The sequence below is a fragment of the Psychrobacter sp. H25 genome, from assembly GCF_059076335.1.
Window position 1 is genome coordinate 204,469 of the sequence record NZ_JCACRV010000001.1, and the last position, 14,603, is coordinate 219,071.

The window sequence follows — 14,603 nt, forward strand, 5'->3', positions numbered from 1 at the left end:
TAATTATCACTCTAAATAAATAGCTACTAAAAAATAACGACGCTAAATAAAAAGCTATTTCCAATAAAACATCTAACTTAATACTTATTAAATTTTTAGGATGACTGACTCATGACCCAATTGACACAAACGCCTCCTGTATCACCCAAAATCCCGTCTCTTACTTGCGGTGAGTTGCTCGTCCAGTGGCTAGAATATTATGGGGTAGAGACGGTGTTTGGCATACCGGGCGTGCATACGGTAGAGCTATATCGCGGTCTACCGAGTACCAATATTCGTCATATAACCCCGCGTCACGAGCAGGGTGCTGGGTTCATGGCAGATGGTTATTACCGTGCCTCAGGCAAGATTGGTGTGTGTTTTATCATCACAGGCCCTGGCATGACCAATATCATGACAGCGATGGCGCAAGCACTGGCTGACTCTATACCGATGCTGGTTATCTCTAGCGTCAATAAGGTAAAAGACACGGGAAGCGGGGAAGGGCATTTGCATGAGTTGCATGACCAGCAAGGTATGGTCAGTAAGGTAGCACTCACGAGCAAAACCATTTGGCAGCCTGAGACATTGCCCAAAGTTATCGCCGAAGCGTTTGCATTATTTAATGGCGCACGTCCAGGACCAGTCCATATTCAGCTGCCTATTGATGTTATTACCGCTGATGCCAGCCATGTTGCCAAACCGCCTAGTCTAAAGGGTGTAGCTGATAGCCAAGCTGACAAGAACAGCTTGACCCTACCACAAGTGATGAGACCACTGCCAAACCCTGCGCAGTTAGATCTGATTATCGAGTCATTAAAAACCGCAAAAAAACCAGTATTGCTTTATGGCGGTGGCTGTGTCGATGTCGATCACGATGCGCAAAGACTGGCAGAGCTGATCGATGTGCCTACGTTTTTGACCATCAATGCTAAAGGATTACTGCCACCTAGCCATCCGTTAAGTCTAGGCAGTAACCAGTCATTAGACGCGGGTCGAGCGGTGATTACAGAGGCAGATTGGGTGCTCGCCATTGGTACTGAGCTTGGCGAGACTGATTACGATGTGTTCTTTAAAGGTGAGTTCAAGATCAATGGCACATTAGTGCGTATCGACTGCGATGCTGAGCAATTGCAGCGTCCATTTATAGCGGATATCGCGGTATTGTCTGACGCACAGATGGCTGTCAATGGTCTATGCAATCGTTTAGAAACTCAGATATCAAACGGGCAGGTATTCGACCATCAGGCATTGTCACGAGTGAATGCTGCAAAACAAGCGCTCATAGAAGAGACAACCCCAGATTTTGCCGGTCAAAACGCCTTGCTAAAACTGATTCGGGATGAGGTGGAAGGCGTGATTTTTGTGGGCGACTCAACCCAGCCTGTCTATAGTGGCAACCTTGGTTTTGAAGCATTGGCACCGCGCAAATGGTTTAACTCCTCAACGGGCTTTGGCACGCTGGGTTATGGCTTGCCTGCAGCGATCGGTGCCATGATTGGTTCAAACCTACCTGTTGTTAGCTTAATCGGAGATGGTGGGATTCAATTTACCATTGCGGAACTTATTTGTGCAGCCGAGCTTGAACTGCCATTGATTGTACTGCTATGGAACAACCAAGGTTATGGCGAGATTCGCCGTTATATGGAAGAGGGCGGTTTGCCACTGATCGGCGTCAATATTAAAACACCAAACTTTGAGCCACTAGCCGCAGGGTTTGGCGCTGGTTATCGCAGAATTACCGATAAGCAACAGCTGCTAGAGTCGTTGCAATCAGACATCAAAGGCAAGCAGCCAATCATCTATGAGATTGATGAAGCGGATGAGTTTTTAAAAGAAATGGGGAAAACTGTCACTTATTTTAGCTAACGCTATCAATATTAGCGCTACTAATAATAAAACTGATTGTTCAAGGAAGTACGTCAATAATGCCAAATGCCAACAACTTGTCGGAAAATAGACAGAAGCGAATACCGCGCTTGTTAGCAGATTTGACGGCTGTGGTTGGCGTGAGCAATGTGTTGACCAGCCGTAGCCAGCAACAACCCTATGTACAAGGGGCGATTAAGGCAGTGACGGATGTTACCGTGGCCGTTGTGACACCGCCCTCACTTGTGGCACTATGGCGCGCTATTAATATCTGTGCCGCTGCGGACGTAGTTATCATCGCGCAAGCGGCCAATACAGGATTGACCGGTGGCTCAACACCGAACGGTAAGTATGATCGACCACTAGTCGTGATATCTATGCAGTTATTGGGCGGCGTGCACTTGCTCAATGATGCAGCAGAGCTGGTTGCTCTGCCAGCTGCCACTTTGCAGCAGTTAGAGACTACGCTTTCGCCGTTAGGGCGTGAGCCACACTCTGTACTGGGCTCTAGTTGTGTGGGCGCATCGGTGATAGGCGGTATCTGCAATAGCTCAGGCGGTATGCTGGTGCAGCGTGGCCCTGCCTATACTGAGATGGCGTTATTTGCCAGACGCAATGCCCAAGGCGCGTTTGAGCTGATCAATCATTTAGGGCTGAATCTGGGGACGCATCCAGAAGAGATACTTGAGAACTTGCAAACAGGCAGGTTCCAAAAACAGTTAGACAGTACGAGCAGTAAAGCCTGCAACCAGCACTATCAACACAAAGTACGTGATTGCGATGCCGATACTCCGGCTAGATTTAATAATGATGCTAGCGGTCTGTATGAAGCATCTGGCTCAGCGGGCAAGGTGATCGTATTTGCGGTTAGAGTGGCGACATTTGCCAAACCCAAGCAAGAGCAAACGTTTTATATTTCGTCCGATGATGCAGATACTTTAACGGCACTCAGGCAGCAGTGGTTAAAAAGCGAGCTGGCACTGCCTGTCTTAGCAGAATATATGCACAAAGACTACAACGAGATTACGTTGGATTATGGTCGTGACACTTGTCTGAGTATGCGCAAACTACCTGCTAGCAAGATAGGATTGCTGTATCGGCTGCAAGCAACCATAGGCTATTATCTGGACAAGTGGCATCTACCAAAGACGTTGCCTGATCGGATATTGCAACTGATCTCTAGGGTTATGCCGCCATCATTACCTATCTCGCTGAGTACGCAGGCGCGCTCATATCAGTACCATCTGATTATTAAGGTGTCAAATGGCATTGATGGTAGTCGTAGCAACAGTAATGACGATGACATTGCCGCTGCGCAAACGTTTTTGCAACACCATATGCAGCAGTATCAAGGCACATTACATACGTGTACAGAGACTGAATCACAAGCGCTATTGGTTTTTCGCAGTGCTGCTACAGCTGCTATGTTCCGTTACCACAATCTCAACCACACTGAATTTGGTGAGCTGCTATCGACTGACATCGCCTTGCCAAGAAACGCTGTAGATTGGGATGAAGTGTTACCCAAGCATCTGCAAGAACAAGTCAGCAAAACCTTTTATTTGGGACATTTTTTTTGTCATGTCCTGCATCAAGATTACTTGTTACACCCAACTACTAATGCCAAGCAGTTCAAGGAAGAGCTCTTAGCATTTTATGACCAGCGTCATATTGAATATCCTGCTGAACATAATGTCGGGCACATGTATCCCGCCAAGGCTGAGTTACAGCACTTTTATAAAAAACTGGATCCAACCAACTCGTTAAATCCAGGTATCGGTCAGACAGAAAAATGGAAAAACTGGCGATCATCGCCCATTAAGGAGAAGTTAAATGACGAATGCTATTGATAAATCTCAGCAGCCGATTTTAGGGAACAATACTGTCGACCCAGAAACGCCGCAGGCAGGGCAGTGGCGTGCAGCAATGTGGAAGTTTCTATTGTTCTCAGCATTGGGTATCGCTCTGTTTATCATACCGTTTGAGTGGGATGGTAAGGTCACGATTTTGTTGGGCGTGTTGACCGATACGTTGCAAGCAGTATTAGGCGGGTTTGTGGTTTATATTGCCATAGCAATTGTGACCATTTCTGCGCTGGGCGCGCTGGCAGTCAAGGTGCTAAAACCCAATTTACCTGAAGACTCACTGATAAAAAACCTTTTTGATGTTGATTGGTTTTGGCTGACCACCCGATTTTTGGGAATGCTATTTGTGTGGATGATTTATCTACAGGTTGGCCCTGAATTTATTATCAATCGTAATACCGGCGGCGTCATTTTTGAAGATTTGATTCCTATCCTCATTCCGTTATTTTTCTTTGCCATTTTATCACTGCCATTTTTGACTGACTTTGGCTTGATGGAGTTTTTGGGCACCTTAGCCAGTAAGATTTTTATAAAGCTGTTTAAATTGCCGGGTCGCTCAGCTGTTGATGCCATGTCTTCTTGGTTTGGAGCGGCGTCTATTGGTTTGCTGGTCACCATGCAGCAGTATGATAAGAGCTTTTATAGCCAGCGTGAAGCAGCCATCATCGCCACTACCTTTTCAGTGACCTCTATCGCCTTTACCTATGTTGTTGCCAAAACCATCGGCGTGGACAATAACTTTGTCTACTTTTATCTAACCATTGCGCTGACTGGTTTTATCGCTGCAATCATTATGCCGCGTATACCGCCACTATCACTAAAACCCGATACCTATCATGCTGGCAAAAGCATGCTGGACGAAGGTATTCCTGCACAGTACACCACTTATCAATGGGCAGTGAACCGCGCCGTCACGCGTGCACACTCTATGCCGAGCTTGGGTTATGTGTTCAAACGCAGCGTTGGTAACTTGTTCGATATCTACTTTGGACTGATTCCTGTTATTTTTGCTATCGGCACCATTGGTCTTGGATTAGCAGAGTACACGCCTGTCTTTAATTGGCTCGCGACCCCACTTGTGCCATTGCTTGAATGGTTGCAGATTCCGGAGGCCGCAAAAGCTGCGCCAGCTATGATTATGGGCTTTGCAGATATGTACTTGCCAGCACTGGTTGGCAAGAGTATTGAGAGTGAGATGACAAGATTTATCGTTGGTGCGGCCTCAATCACTCAGATTATCTACATGTCTGAAGTCGGTGCGCTTATCTTAAAATCAAACATCAAACTCAACGTATTAGAGCTGTTTTTTATCTTTATGCTGCGTACGCTTATTAGCTTGGTAGTGATTACCTCAGTGGCGCATCTACTGTATTAAACAGATACGTTACGATGAGGTTTGGCTAAACGATACGGCAACTGGTGGTCCTGCTATTTTGACATAAGTGTGTAGGTCGCCAGTAGTTATAGGATGCCTATAACCACCATCAGTAAAGTAAACACCGTGAAAAATAAGAGGTAAGAATACTCATGAATACAGCAAACGCTACATACCTAACCAGACAAAAGGCCCAACAGGTCGCCCAAGAAGAAGTGGTATTAAATGCCGCTTATATTAATGGCGACTGGGTCGCTATTGACAGCCTCACTACCGTTTCTGATAATAAAAATAGCCATGCCCTATATGACCCCAACTCAGGCGAAATAATTGCCACGACACGCTTGTGTAGCAGCGCTCATGTCGAATCAGCAGTCAGTGCTGCTACTGAGGCTTATGCCAGCTGGTCACAGACTGATGTGAGCATACGCGCCCGTTATCTAAGCGCGATTGCAGAGTCCATGGAGCAGCAGTTTGATAAATTGGTTGGGCTATCGGTGCTAAACAACGGCAAGCCAATTGAGGAGGCCAAGATAGACGTTGGTGATGCGATTGCTTGCTATCGCTATTATGCCGATCTCATCACCGATCAGGCCACATGGTCTAAGGTATCTACACTTGAGTCGGGCATCAGGCTGCTAAAGACGTACGCGCCTGTAGGTGTTTGTGCGCTGATTACCCCCTGGAACTTCCCGATGGTGACGACAGCTTGGAAGCTAGCACCGGCGCTAGCAGCGGGCTGTACGGTATTATTAAAGCCGTCTGAGGTGACACTATTGCCAGAGCTGATGTTAGGCAACATCTTATCCCAGATAGGATTGCCCAAAGGCGTGGTAAATATCTTACCAGGAGCAGCTGAAGTGGGCGCTGCTATGACCAGTCATCCGCTGATTGATAAAGTCTCGTTTACCGGCAGTAATGCGGTGGGCGAAAAGGTCATGAGTCAAGCAGCCAAAAACGTCAAAGACATCAGCCTAGAGCTGGGCGGTAAATCTGCCATCGTGATATGCGCAGATGCTGACATTGATCACGCTTGTGATTTGATTATTGGTGGTATATTTACTAACGCGGGTCAAATATGTTCGGCAACTTCACGGCTAATCGTCCACCAAAGTATAGCCGAGGCGCTATTTGAGACTTTAAAAGCAAAAACGACAAGTCTACAAATCGGTGACGGTTTTGATACCGAGACGCAAATGGGACCGCTGGTGAGCAAGCAGCAACTAGACCAAGTCAAAAAATACGTTGATATTGCCACGACCGAGCAGCTCACGTGCTTAACGGGTGGCAAGATCATGGATAGCGCAGGATATTTTGCGACGCCAACCATCTATACAGACGTGCCAACGACCAGTCAGTTATGGATAGAGGAAGTGTTTGGTCCTGTATTGGTCAGTACAATTTTTACCGAAGCGTCAGAAGCTATTCGCTTAGCCAATGATAGCAAATTTGCCTTGGCAGCGACTATCGTGAGTGCAGATGAGACTGTAGCGCTGGAAATGGCACTACAAATTCAAGCAGGTCACCTTTGGATTAATGAGCAGCAAATCGTGTTGCCAGAAGCGGGCTGGGGCGGATTTAAGCAAAGCGGTATCGGCCGTGAGCTGGGCGGCGATGGTTTATCTGCTTACCAGAAGAGCAAACACGTACTGCTGACTTATTAAATTGCTTATGGTTTTATAAGATACTTTAGAACCGCGCCCCTAGCTATATGACTATTGATAGCTAGGGGCATGATCGTTCTCTATTTTATGACCCAGTCTATTTTCCTGTATTCACTTTACTGAAGCGCCTATTAAGGATAAAATTGAGCAATCATTCAAATTTTATCGCCGTGCTCATTTTTATATGAGGTCACGGCTTTTTACATGGGGCATAGTATGTCACGCACCGCACTCTATAATCGTCAAGATGCTTTGGAGCGAGCTTTACAGCTTTTTTGGCAAAAAGGTTTTCATGCCACCTCATTAAAAGACATCGAACAAGCGCTCGATATGCGTCCAGGGAGCATTTATGCCGCTTTCGGTAGTAAAGATGGCCTGTTTCAAGAAGCGCTAGAATACTATGCCCGTCTAGGATTGACTGAGCTTGAGCGCGTATTAAGTCATCACCAAACGCCTTTATCAGGTTTAGCCGCTTACATCAGGCAGCTGGGCGGTATTCGTGATAAAGCATTGCCGAGTCGCGCCTGTATGCTGGTCAAAAGCTTATTGGAGCTAGGTGCTCGTGAGCAGGGGGCACTAGAGAAAGTTGAGCTACTACTGGTAGGGATGGAGACGCGATTTATAGAGTGCTTTAAAAAGGCTCAGCAGATAGGTGAGATAGACAGTAAGCTAGATGCAGTGAGGCTAGGACGACGACTACAGGCGGAGGTCATGGGTCTGCGTGCATTCGCACAGCGTGATGTCGATAGTGCGGCGATTCATAATCTTGCTGAAGATATGGCCTCATCTATAGAAGCGCTGCGACTTGATCATTCAGCAAAAGCCTAGCAGTGGATTAGATATCTCTATCGCTGTGAAGCCTCTAACTGCTTGAGGGTATGGTAGCCGCCATGGATGCGGGTAAAGATCGTAATCGCGCAAGCAGTCGCAAAGATACTGGCAAGTAGCACAAAATGCTGTGGCCAAATACAAAAAGCGATGAATAGCGCGATGGTTTCGGTGCCTTCAGTGAGGCCGTTTAGGTAGTAAAAGCTTTTGTACTTAAACTGAGGTTTATCCAATTTGAATTTTTCTGCGGCAATCGCAAATGCCAAAAAGCTCGACCCAGTTCCTATGAACGCCGCTAGCAATAACGCGCCTGCAATAGCGTTCTGTGCAGGGTTGGCCAATATAAACCCAAGTGGCACGGCGGCATAAAATAAAAAATCGAGCGTAATATCCAAATAACCACCTGCGCTTGAGCTTTGCTGTGCATGACGTGCCAATGCGCCATCGAGACCATCAAAGAGTCGATTCACAATAATGGCTGCTAGTGCGCCATACCACAGCCCAAAGGCAATGAGTGGCAATGCTAGCATCCCAATCAAGAACCCAGCGACTGTCAACTGATCTGCGGTGACACCGCGTTGGTGCAAGATCACGACGACAGGACTCAATATCGGTTTGATAATAGGCGTAATAAATTTGTCTAGCATGCGATCTGCCTTTTGTATTTTGCTTATATAGTCAATCCAATATAAAAGCGTTACAGCGTTAACCTCGCTTGAAGTATGACAGATACATCTTCACTCGGTTGCCTTGTACCACTCTTAAATTGGATCAACTATACTGTCTTTGGACGTCTGAGCATGATGATCAAGGTTGGCTGGCTATCGCTCAAGATGAATGATTTTGCCGCCTGCTGCTTTGGCATCGCTCTCATCATGTGTCACCATGATAGCAGGGAGCTTGTATGTCTGTATTTGCTCAAAGACCAGCTGGCGCGTGTCTTGTCTGAGCTGAGTATCAAGCTTACTAAAGGGCTCATCCAGTAGTATGGCTTTGGGTGCGCCAAGCAAGGTCCGTAGTAATGCCACGCGCGCTTGTTGACCACCTGATAGATTATCAGGATGCCGATCTCCCATACCTGCCAAACCTACTTGTGCTAACGCGTGCTCTATTTTTTCAAGCCGCTGTTTTTTACCACCATTTTTATTGTTTTTTGGCATCGCAAAAGCAATATTGTCTGCCACTGACAAATGCGAGAATAGCAATGCATCTTGATAGAGTACGCCAATACCTCGCATATGCGCTGGCAGGTGAGTGACGTCTTGATCATTTAGCCATACCGTACCAGTTGCCGTAAAATCCTTGGATAATGATCCCGTCAACCAGTTCAGTAAGCTTGACTTGCCGCTACCAGAAGGTCCCATCACGGTGAGTATGTCGCCACCAGCGATATGCTCATCCATACTGAGTAATCGCTCGTTTTGACGAAACAGCTGCAAGTCTTTTATCTGTAAAGTTGATGGCATCGAGAACCCTTTATATGCGTTTTGAACGACTGATATTTTTATGGTTGATATTTTTGGTGACCGTTTTTATGAACGATTAGACTGCTAGCGAGCGCCACTTCTAAAAAATAACTTTGGTAATATCCAAGCCAGTATAAAACCGATGAGTGGCAGCACCATTTGTATGATGGCATAAACGGCACTGGTGCGCCTACTGGCACCGTTCGCGAGTGTCACCGCTTCTGTCGTTATCGTGGCGATACGACCGCCGCCTGCTAATAATGTTGGTAAATATTGCCCAAAACTAATCGCTAGACCAAGTGCGATAGCAATCAAAATCGGGGCAAATAATTGCGGCAGTTTGATTTGAAAGAACACCTTAATTGGTGCTGCACCTAGGCTGGCTGCCACATGGGCAAAGCGAGGGTCTAGACGTCGATAGCTACTGGCAAGTGACAAAAAAACATATGGTAAGACAAATAACACATGCGCAAAGACAACATTGAAAAATGCTGATTGGTAATTGATCAATTGCTGCATCCACACCAAGCCAAACAAAAAGGCAATGCTGGGCACCAGTAGTGGTAAGTAAATAATCAAACTGGTCAAGTTTGAAAGGTGCCTTGCACGCAATTGCTCAGCTTCTAAACACAATAGGGCAAGTACAATCGCAAATGCAGTGCTGACAAGACCGATAGTTAGGGTGTTAAAAAGTGGCGTATCCATCTGTGCAAAGGCACTATCAAAATGCAGCCAGACAAACTGCTCCGGTAGCATTGCTGGGAATCGCCAATATCCAGCGATAGACCATAATACCAAACCCACAAGCGAGAGCAGCATAAAACCGATAACGAAGACAGTAAGTACACCAGTAACTTTTTGCCATGCTGTATCCGCATATCGGCGTTTGCCATTTATCAAAGAAGCGCCGCAGCACGCTTTGATGGCTTTTTCACTGCCCAACCAAAAAGCGACCAACCCTGCCGTCAATGCCAGCTGTAATAGTGCTCCAGCAGAGGCCTTTATACGCAAGGTCAAATCCACATCATTGAACCAATTCATGATAGAGACGGCGAGCGTGGGCGGGGTGTTAGGACCGAGTATCAATGGCATCTCGACGCTTGCACTGGCATAAGCGAGTACCGCCAATATGGGCAGACGTAAAAAAGGGTATAACAGAGGAAATACTGCCTTAAAAAAAGCAGTGATCGGGTAGTAGCCGAGATTGAGTGCGACTTTATATTGCTGTCGTAGCTTTTTACCAAGCTCAGGCTGTGCTAACGCGCCTAACGCCATTAATAACAAAAATGGGAGCTCTTTTAAGGTCAAGCCCAAAATGATGCTAATGCCATAAGGGTCATGTGGCAATATACCATTCGGTGCCAACGCCCAGCCGCTGAGCCACGGAGAGATGAGCCTTGCAAACATCCCAGACGGCGCAATCAAAAACCCTACCGCAATAGCGGCTGCGGCATGAGGAATGACTAAGATAGGGCTTAGTAAGTGCTCAATACGTTGTAGCCAAATACTGTTAAAAAAGGCTGCCAATATCATCAGTGCGAGAATAAAAGCAAGTAGGGTGCTGATGAGTCCAGTAGCAACGCTCAAGGTTGCCATCTGAGTAAGTCCTGGCGTTTGCCAAAGCTCAGTAAACCCCTGTAAGTTGAGCGTGGTTCTATCGAGCGCAGGCACCCAGCCAAAAGCAGGTAGCACCACACCAATCAAACCACCCAGCACAGGTAGTATCAGTATCAGAACCAAGAGTTTTGGACTCAAAGTGACAATACGTGTAAAACAGTCTGTTTGCTCAAGGACAATAGGTTTGGCGCGCGCTTGCGTCTTTGCTATTTTGTCAAAACCCTGACTCATGGGCTTACCCCATAACGCATTTGCCAACCTTGCATAATGGCATCTACCCAGCTTGGATGCGGTTCACTCACTGTGCGCGTGATGCTGTCAAAGGGTAGGGCGCTTGGATGTGTTTGCTTACTATCAAACAATGCTTGTTGCTCAGAACTGAGCGTCGACTGGACCAATACCGTTTTGTCACCCCATACGGCAGGGGTCTGCTTATGCGCCTGCGCCTCTGGACTCATCAAAAAGTTAGCGACTAGCTGCGCGGCTTGTGGGTGACTTGTATTGTAAGGAATGGCAACAAAGTGCGTATTACTCAGGCTACCATCACTCATGGCATAACTGCGTATGCTTTTGGGCAGATCAAACCGCTGAACGGCGGCAGGCACTTCAGGCGCTGAGAAGGTAAAGGCGAGACTCAGCTCGGTATCATCAACTAAGCGGCGCATCTGCGCTCCTGTCTGTAAAAATTGCTCACCATCACGCCATAGCGTTGGATGAAAATCATCTAAAAACGTCCACAATGGATCTAGTACGAGCGCGGTGTTTTGTTCAGTGGCAGGCAGGTTTAATTGTGCTTTGGTATTCTCGCTCGTGTCAGTATCGTGCTGCTCATGGAGCATGACCAAGGCGTATTTTAAAAAGCTCATACCCAAAAAGTCAGGCGGCTTTGGATAGCTAAAGCGTCCAGGATTCTGTGCTGTCCAAGTGCTGAGTTCATCAAGGGTGGTCGGCGGTGTATTGACAGAGAGACTGTCATAATAAAAGGTCAATGATGCCTGTCCCCAAGGGGCTTCCATTCCTTCGGTTGGTACACCAAAATCATAATTGACTGTCGGATTATTATTGGGATCGGTTAATGAGAAATTTGGCAGTTTATTTGCCCATTGCTTGAGTAACAATGAGTTTTCACTCATAGTGGCAAAGTTAGCGCCATTAATCCATACCAGATCAACACTACCCTGATCGTTATTGTTGGCTGATTTTTCTGCGAGTACGCGGCTGACAGCCTCACTGGTATCGCTCAATTTGACATGAACCAAGTTGATATCATATTTATCATCAACCTGCTTGGCCGCCCACTGTAGATAAGCATTGATCTGTGGATCGCCGCCCCACGCATAAAAATAAACGTCTTGGTTCTTACCTTGCGCCTCTATCTGTTGCCATGGCGATAACGCTTGGTCACTCATGGTGCTATTGGTTGATGCGGTACTGGCAGAAATACCAATACAAATGCCAAGCATTGCTGCATAAGCACTGCATCTTGTGGAGCGTCTTAGCATCAGTAGAGAAGAGGTTGGGTCCATTGAAGCTTCCATTATGCTTATATATCTGAGTTGAGCTGATAAAAACTATTAGGGACACGCCTTAGCTCAACCAGATGATCTCAGGCTTGTTTTGTCGATCAGGTCACTCAATGGCCATACAGGCGACTAACCACGACGCCATGTGTGATATTTCTCTAACCAGTTCAATACGGTTTCAGGGGCATGGTTGCGTTTCCATTCGCCAGCAACATATTTGTTGCCCTCCGCCCATGTTGGGTAGGTGTGAATAGTACCAAGTATTTTGTTCAGTCCCAAGCCATGTTTCATTGCGAGTACAAATTCGCTCATCAAATCACCAGCGTGCTCGGACACTATCGTAACCCCTAGGATTTTGTCTTTGCCTTTGGGTGTAATGACTTTAATAAAGCCTTTGGCAGCGCTATCAGTGATCGCACGATCTAATTCTTCAAAGTCGTAGCGCGTCACTTCAAAATCAATGCCTTTATCGATTGCTTCTTGCTCGTTCAAACCCACGCGAGCGACTTCTGGATCAATAAAGGTCGTCCATGGAATCACTCGGTAATCAACTTTGAACTTCTTAAAGTGACCAAACAAGCCATTGACCGCAGCATACCACCCTTGATGTGAGGCGACATGTGTGAACTGATAAGGCCCAACAATATCGCCTGCTGCATAAATATTAGGATACAGCGTTTCTAGATATTCATTGGTAACCACCGTACGATCTGTCTCGATACCGAGCGCTTCTAGTCCATAACCTTCAAGACGAGCGCTGCGACCGACTGCACACAGTAGCTCATCGTATTCAAGCGCCATCTCTGGTTGTAGATTTTCTTGTAGGCCTTTTTGCTGACTGCTTTTATCCTCATCACCCAGCTGCTGAACGATAATGTACTTTTTGCCATCACGAATCTCGCAGCGAACCGCTTGATGTGATGTCAAAACCGTGACACCGCTGGCCTCTAGTGCGTTTTGAGCAAACTCGGAGACTTCCTCATCTTCTTTTTTCATAAGACGTGTGCTGCGTTCGATTTGGGTGACGTCTGAGCCTAGACGCGCAAATGCTTGTGCCAGCTCAGAGCCAATAGGGCCACCACCTAACACAACGAGCTTTTTGGGTGTCTCATCAAGCGTTGCAAATTTCTCCCACAAAGTATCGCTGGTGACATAACCTGTCTCCTCAATACCTGGAAGCGGCGGGACAAAGGGACGTGCACCAGTGGCAAGTATAATAGTGCGTGCCGTGAGCGTCTGAGTGCCACCATCATTGAGGGTGACCTCTACTGTCCATGGATCGATCAGTTTGGCATACCCTTTTAGGACTTCAACGCCCAGATCAGTGTAGCGCTCGACGCTATCGTGCGGTGCAATCTCCGCGATGACATCGTGCACGCGCGCCATGACTTTTTTGAATGAAAAATGCGGCATGGTATTCTCAAGACCATACTTCTCACCATCACGCATCTGCTCTGCGACTTTTGCACTTTTAATAATGGCCTTGCTTGGGACACAGCCATAGTTCAAGCAGTCCCCGCCCATCTCTCCTGCTTCAATCAGGGTGACTTTTGCCCTGACGGTCGCGGCGATGTAGCTGGTCACTAGACCGCCTGCACCTGCACCGATGACGATCATATTGCGATCGAATGTTTTGGGCTTATTATAGTTCTTATAGACGCGTCTTTTTTTGAACATATTTATCACTCCTTTTGCGATCAATGGGAACAAGCCCAATAGCGCAAATGAGAGGATCAAATCGAATGATAAGATCCCTGATAGACTATCAATTTGTGCCAACTGTGTCCCTGCATTTACAAAAACAAAAGTACCAGCAAGCATACCGATTTGGCTCACCCAATAGTAAGTCCATGACTTGATAGCGGTAACGCCCATCAACAGATTAATCAAAAAGAACGGAAATATCGGTACCAATCGCAAGGTAAATAAGTAAAACGCGCCTTCTTTTTCAACGCCTTTATCAATTGCTGCCAGACGCTCAGGAAAGCGCTGCTTGATGGTATCGCGCAGCAGATAACGTGAGGTCAAAAAAGCGAGCGTTGCACCTATAGTAGAGGCAAATGAGGCAATCAGTAAGCCCTGAACCAAACCGAACAGTGCTCCCGCTGCCAAAGTCAAAATAGCAGCGCCTGGCAAGGATAGGGCAGTGACGACCACATAGAGTAAGAAGAAGCCACCGATAACCAATAACGGCGACTGTGCCTTATACTCATTGAACTGAGCCATCGACCCTTTTAAGCCGTCAAGCGTCAGTAATTGATTGAGGTCAAAATAAAAAAAACTTGCCGCTAGTATCAATATTAATAGTATTAAAAATATTCTCTTAATCATGAGGGATCCGGCCCAATAGTATGGCGAAGGCTAAAGTCGTCGTCATTGCACTATGAGTAGTGTCATGACGTGATGGTAGTAATTGT

Annotated in this window: 10 protein-coding genes; 5 read left to right on the forward strand and 5 right to left on the reverse strand. The window is 46.7% G+C overall.

Annotated elements, in window-relative coordinates; genetic code table 11:
• Window positions 1-111: 111 nt before the first annotated feature.
• The 5 genes from AC5JPO_RS00870 to AC5JPO_RS00890 all read left to right on the forward strand — a co-directional run bounded on the left by AC5JPO_RS00870 (window position 112) and on the right by AC5JPO_RS00890 (window position 7,580).
• Window positions 112-1,848, forward strand: coding sequence for a 5-guanidino-2-oxopentanoate decarboxylase (locus AC5JPO_RS00870; protein WP_493853035.1), 1,737 nt, complete (start codon window positions 112-114; stop codon window positions 1,846-1,848).
• A gap of 59 nt (window positions 1,849-1,907) precedes the next feature.
• Entirely contained in the window at window positions 1,908-3,698 is a 1,791-nt protein-coding gene (gene dld, locus AC5JPO_RS00875; RefSeq protein ID WP_493853036.1) for a D-lactate dehydrogenase, read from the forward strand.
• Window positions 3,682-5,088, forward strand: a complete 1,407-nt coding sequence (locus AC5JPO_RS00880; protein ID WP_493853037.1) for a YjiH family protein — start codon at window positions 3,682-3,684, stop codon at window positions 5,086-5,088. The genes dld and AC5JPO_RS00880 overlap by 17 nt, the downstream gene beginning before the upstream one ends.
• Window positions 5,089-5,240: 152 nt before the next feature.
• Entirely contained in the window at window positions 5,241-6,752 is a 1,512-nt protein-coding gene (locus tag AC5JPO_RS00885; protein WP_493853038.1) for an aldehyde dehydrogenase family protein, read from the forward strand.
• Between the two features lie 216 nt (window positions 6,753-6,968).
• A complete protein-coding gene (locus AC5JPO_RS00890; protein WP_493853039.1) occupies window positions 6,969-7,580 on the forward strand; it encodes a TetR/AcrR family transcriptional regulator in 612 nt (203 codons plus the stop codon).
• Window positions 7,581-7,597: 17 nt separating this feature from the next.
• On the opposite strand, the gene AC5JPO_RS00895 is transcribed toward AC5JPO_RS00890, so the two are convergent.
• From AC5JPO_RS00895 to AC5JPO_RS00915, 5 genes are all read right to left on the reverse strand, one after another.
• On the reverse strand, window positions 7,598-8,227 hold the full coding sequence (locus tag AC5JPO_RS00895) for a CDP-alcohol phosphatidyltransferase family protein (RefSeq protein ID WP_319052165.1): 630 nt from the start codon (window positions 8,225-8,227) through the stop codon (window positions 7,598-7,600).
• Between the two features lie 174 nt (window positions 8,228-8,401).
• Complete coding sequence (locus AC5JPO_RS00900) at window positions 8,402-9,046, reverse strand: ATP-binding cassette domain-containing protein (RefSeq protein WP_493853040.1); 645 nt, start codon at window positions 9,044-9,046, stop codon at window positions 8,402-8,404.
• Window positions 9,047-9,130: 84 nt separating this feature from the next.
• On the reverse strand, window positions 9,131-10,894 hold the full coding sequence (locus AC5JPO_RS00905; protein WP_493853041.1) for an ABC transporter permease: 1,764 nt from the start codon (window positions 10,892-10,894) through the stop codon (window positions 9,131-9,133).
• Window positions 10,891-12,189, reverse strand: a complete 1,299-nt coding sequence (locus tag AC5JPO_RS00910) for an ABC transporter substrate-binding protein (RefSeq protein WP_493853042.1) — start codon at window positions 12,187-12,189, stop codon at window positions 10,891-10,893. Before AC5JPO_RS00910 ends, AC5JPO_RS00905 begins: the two co-directional genes overlap by 4 nt.
• 126 nt (window positions 12,190-12,315) lie before the next feature.
• Window positions 12,316-14,517: a dihydrolipoyl dehydrogenase family protein gene (locus AC5JPO_RS00915; protein WP_493853043.1), complete on the reverse strand. Its 2,202-nt coding sequence runs from the start codon at window positions 14,515-14,517 to the stop codon at window positions 12,316-12,318.
• Window positions 14,518-14,603 lie beyond the last annotated feature (86 nt).